Here is a 4254-nt window from a genome sequence, read left to right on the forward strand (position 1 = left end):
GCGCGCCGGGCGGCGGGGTCAGCCGTAGCGCTTGAGCTCGTGGAAGAAGTCGGGGACGGTGTGCAGCGCGCCCGACGACGAGACCCGGTCGTAGACGTACTTCGCCACCGCCAGGTCGAGGACGCCCAGGCCGAACGGTGAGAAGACCACCGGCCTGCCGGACGGCGGCTTCGCCGCCCCGGTGAGGACGTCGTTCAGGGTGCCCGCGACGAAGTCGCGGTTGCCGGCCTTCTGCTCGGCCAGGTGCGGCGACGTGCCGGCCTTCAGGCAGTGCTCGACGTCGTCCACGATGTTGTAGGCCGACAGGATGATCTCGGGGGAGAGGTCCCGCAGCGACACGTGCAGCACGAGCGGGCCGTGCGCGAACCAGGCCGGGTCGTGCACGTGCGGCTCGCCGGCGACGGTCGCGAAGACGATCAGGTCGGACGAGCGGATCAGCGACTCCGCCGACTCGTGGATCGTGATCTCGCCCTTCTCCGACCGCTCCAGGTACCCCTTGAAGCCCTCCGCGTGCGCGGCGGACAGGTCGTGGACGCCCAGCTCGTCGAACGTGAAGCCGTTGCCCGCCAGGTAGGTGTGGATGTAGCGCGCGATGAGGCCGACCCCGATGAACCCGACCCGGCGCGGGCGGTCGCCGCGGGCGTCGGCGAGGGCGGCGGCGGCCAGCGCGGCGGACGCGGCGGTGCGGGCCGCGGAGATGATCGAGCTCTCCAGGCAGGCGAACGGGTAGCCGGTCTCCGCGTCGTTCAGGATGAGCACGGCCGAGGCGCGCGGGATGCCGTTCGCGACGTTGCCGGGAAAGCTGGAGATCCACTTGATGCCGTGCACGCCGACGTCGCCCTCGACCGAGGCCGGCAGCGCGATGATCCGGTCGGCCGGGCGGTCGGGGAACCGCAGGAAGTAGGAGTCCGGGTTGACGGTCGCCCCCGCGCCGTGCAGCCGGTAGGCCGCCTCGACCATCCGGGTGACCTCCTCCTCGCGCCCGGCGACGGCCTCGTGGACCTGGGCGCCGGAGATCACGGCGAATGCTGGGACCTGCGTCATGGTGGGAAACTCCGTGTTCTCTCGATGATCAGTCGCCGACGATACCGGCCGGGTCGGAGAGCAGGCCGCCGAAGTGCTCGCGCACCCAGTCCTCCGCGTAGATCGAGTCCAGGTACCGCTCGCCGAGGTCGGGGGCGATCGCCACCGCGACCGGGTCCTCGCCCGGGTACTTGGCGTCCAGCCAGCGGGACGCGCCCGACACCACGGTGCCGGTCGAGCCGCCGAACAGGAACCCGCGGGACGCGAGCGCGTGGACGGTGCGGATCGTGTCCGGCTCGGCGACGTGCACGACGTCGTCGATGAACGACTCGTCCACCAGGGAGGGCCTGCTGCTGGTGCCGAGCCCCGGCACCATCCGCCGCTCCGGGATGCCGCCGAACGTGACCGAGCCGACCGCGTCGACCGCCACGATCGTGACGGGGCGGTCGTGCTCGCGGAAGTAGCGGGCGCAGCCCATCAGGGTGCCCGTCGTCCCGGCGCCGACGAAGAGAACCTCCAGGTCGGGGAACTCGCGGTCGATCGCTGGAGCGGTCCCGCGGTAGTGCGCCAGCCAGTTGTTCCGGTTGGCGTACTGGTTCAGCCAGACGTACCGCTCGTCCGACTCGCACAGCGCCCGGACGTAGCTGATGCGGCCCCCGAGGTAGCCGCCGTTGGCGTCCTTGTCGGACACGACGCGGACCTCCGCGCCGAGCGCCCGCATGACCCGCATCGACGCGGGGTTGCAGCGCGGGTCGGTGACGCACACGAACCGCAGGCCCCGGCTCGCGGCGATGAGGCTGAGCGCGATCCCGAGGTTGCCGGACGACGACTCGACGATGACCGACCCGGCGGTGAGCGCGCCCTCGCGCTCGGCCGCCTCCACCATCGCGGCGGCCGCCTTCAGCTTGACCGATCCGGCGAAATTGAAGCCCTCGCATTTCAGGTAGAGCGGCCGGTCGATGACATGCCGCAGATCGACATAAAGGTCGTCGACATTGAAATCCTGCGGCGAGGTGATTATCGGCACGCGTCCACCCTCAAATGAAGAAACAATTCCCTCATCTTCCCCCGAGTTCGCCGCCGGCCTCACGCCAGAGCCATGCGGAGCATCACCGTACCCGCGGGCAACTTCCCGTCGCAACCCCCTACTTACTGGCCGGTAGGGTGTATTGCGCGGTGCTTCTGCCGACTGTCGGACATAAGCTATGGCCTCCGCTTGTATTGCCGTTACAGCGGAGTGGTTATAGAACACGGAGAGTAATGATGAGTGCTCGCGGACCCGCCGTGGACCGGCTGCTCCCCCTGTCCGGGCTGCCCGCCCTCGACGTGCCCGCGGCGCAGGCGGAGCGGGCCCGGGAGCTGGCCGTCCGGCACGGGATGGTCCGCGAGCGGGACGTCGACCTCGCCGGCACCGTCATCGCCCGGGTGGAGCGGTTCGCCGCCGAGCGCGACCGCCCGGCGGTCGCCGACGGGCGCCGCACCCTCTCCTACGCCGGGCTGGCCGCCGAGGCCCGCCGCCTCGCCGCGCTGCTGGAGGCGGCGGGCGTCGAACCGGGCGCCGTCGTCGGCGTCGGCGGCGGGCGCTGCGCCGAGGTCGTCGCCGCCTTCCTCGCGATCGAGCTGATCGGCGCCCTGTACGTGCCGGCCGACGAGACGTGGCCCGCCGGGCGCGTCCGCGACGTCCTCGGCCAGGCGGGCGCGTCCGTGCTGGTCACCGTGGACGCCGAGCCCGCCCCCGCCCTGCTGGAGGGCGCCGCGGAGGCCGGGTGCCGGGTCGTCGGCGCGGCCGCCGCCGGCGGGCTCGCGCCGTGGGCCGGGGAGCCCCGCCTGGACGCCCTCGACCAGCCCCGGTACGTCCTGTTCACCTCGGGCTCGACGGGCCGCCCCAAGGGCGCGGTCGTCGAGCACCAGGGCATGCTCAACCACCTCTGGGCGAAGATCGTCGACCTGGAGCTGACCGGCGCGGACGTCGTCGCGTTCACCGCCCCGCTGGGCTTCGACATCTCGATCTGGCAGATGCTGTGCCCGCTGCTGCTCGGCGGGCGCGTCGACGTGATCGGCGACGACGCCGCGCACGACCCGGCGGCGTTCGCCCGCGCCGTGGACGACCAGGGCATCACGATCGTCGAGCTCGTCCCCACCATGGTCAGGCACCTCCTCGACGACCTCGCCCCGGGCTCGCTGACCCGGCTGCGCTGGATGATCGCGACCGGCGAGGAACTGCCCGCCGAGCTGTCCCGCCGCTGGCTGGAGGCGATGCCGCACGCCCGGCTGCTCAACGCCTACGGCCCGACCGAGTGCTCCGACGACGTCACCCACCACACCGTGACGGCCGGCGACCTCGGGCTCCTCCGCCTCCCCATCGGCACCCCGGTCGTCAACGCGCGCCTGTACGTGCTGCGGGAGGAGGACGGCGCGGACGGCGCGAGCACCTGGGCGGCCTGCGACGCCGGCGAGACCGGCGAGCTGTTCGTCGGCGGCGTCGTCGTCGGCCGCGGCTACCTCGGCGGCGACGAGCGGACGCGCGAGGCGTTCTACCGCGACCCCTTCGACGCCTCGTCCCCGACCGGCCGCCTCTACCGGACGGGCGACGCGGTGCGGCTGCTGCCGGCGGGCGCGGGCGGCGAGGACCGCCCCACCCTGCAGTACCTGGGGCGCGTCGACCGGCAGGTCAAGATCGCCGGGGTCCGGATGGAGCTGGGCGAGATCGAGGCGGTCCTCCAGCGGCACCCGGGTGTGGGCGCCGCCGCGGTGGTCGTGCACGAGTACCCGACCCGCTGACGATCACTCTGGGTGACCGCAGTGGGCCGATCGGGTTGCCAACCTTTGTCATCCGATGAGCGTCCCGGCGGGGTCGGCGCGGGACGCGGCCCGGCGGTTTTGTCACTCCTGTTAGCAATGGGACCGGCCAAGTTCTACTTTTGAGGGGATTGCGAGGCATGTGACAGGCTGGTTGACTGTGACTCCGCTACTCCTGAGTAGAACGTTGGGTCGAGGGCGGTTCCGGTGAGCGCGGAAAGCGGCGGCGCTCTGTATTGGCGGGAACACAGGGCGTTGACTCCGGGAAAACGCGGGCCGATCGCGTTCCCGGTGGCGGCTCGGGGTGAAAGGGGACGGGGAAAGCCCGATCAGTTCTGTGGTCATTCTCTCTGAATTGCTGCCCGCCGGCGCCCTGCCGGTTCCGATGCCGGGCGTAAAGGAAACCCCCTTCGACCGGGAAAGTGCCGCTTG

3 protein-coding genes are annotated in these 4254 nt (G+C 71.8%); 1 reads left to right on the forward strand and 2 read right to left on the reverse strand.

All coding sequences use genetic code 11. The features are described 5' to 3' along the window. Positions 1-18 precede the first annotated feature (18 nt). The gene (gene sbnB / locus ACA511_RS23840; protein WP_375026790.1) at positions 19-1044 is read right to left on the reverse strand and encodes a 2,3-diaminopropionate biosynthesis protein SbnB; all 1026 of its coding nucleotides are present in this window, start codon (positions 1042-1044) and stop codon (positions 19-21) included. Between the two features lie 28 nt (positions 1045-1072). Next, positions 1073-2050 carry a 2,3-diaminopropionate biosynthesis protein SbnA gene (sbnA, locus tag ACA511_RS23845; RefSeq protein ID WP_375026791.1) on the reverse strand — a complete coding sequence of 326 codons (978 nt, stop codon included), beginning with the start codon at positions 2048-2050 and terminating at the stop codon, positions 1073-1075. A 236-nt stretch (positions 2051-2286) separates the two neighbouring features. Between sbnA and ACA511_RS23850 the strand changes: the two genes are divergently transcribed. Then, a complete protein-coding gene (locus ACA511_RS23850) occupies positions 2287-3804 on the forward strand; it encodes an amino acid adenylation domain-containing protein (RefSeq protein ID WP_375026792.1) in 1518 nt (505 codons plus the stop codon). Positions 3805-4254 lie beyond the last annotated feature (450 nt).

The sequence above is a fragment of the Actinomadura sp. GTD37 genome, assembly GCF_041951365.1.
In the GTDB taxonomy this organism is placed as follows: Bacteria; Actinomycetota; Actinomycetes; order Streptosporangiales; family Streptosporangiaceae; genus Spirillospora.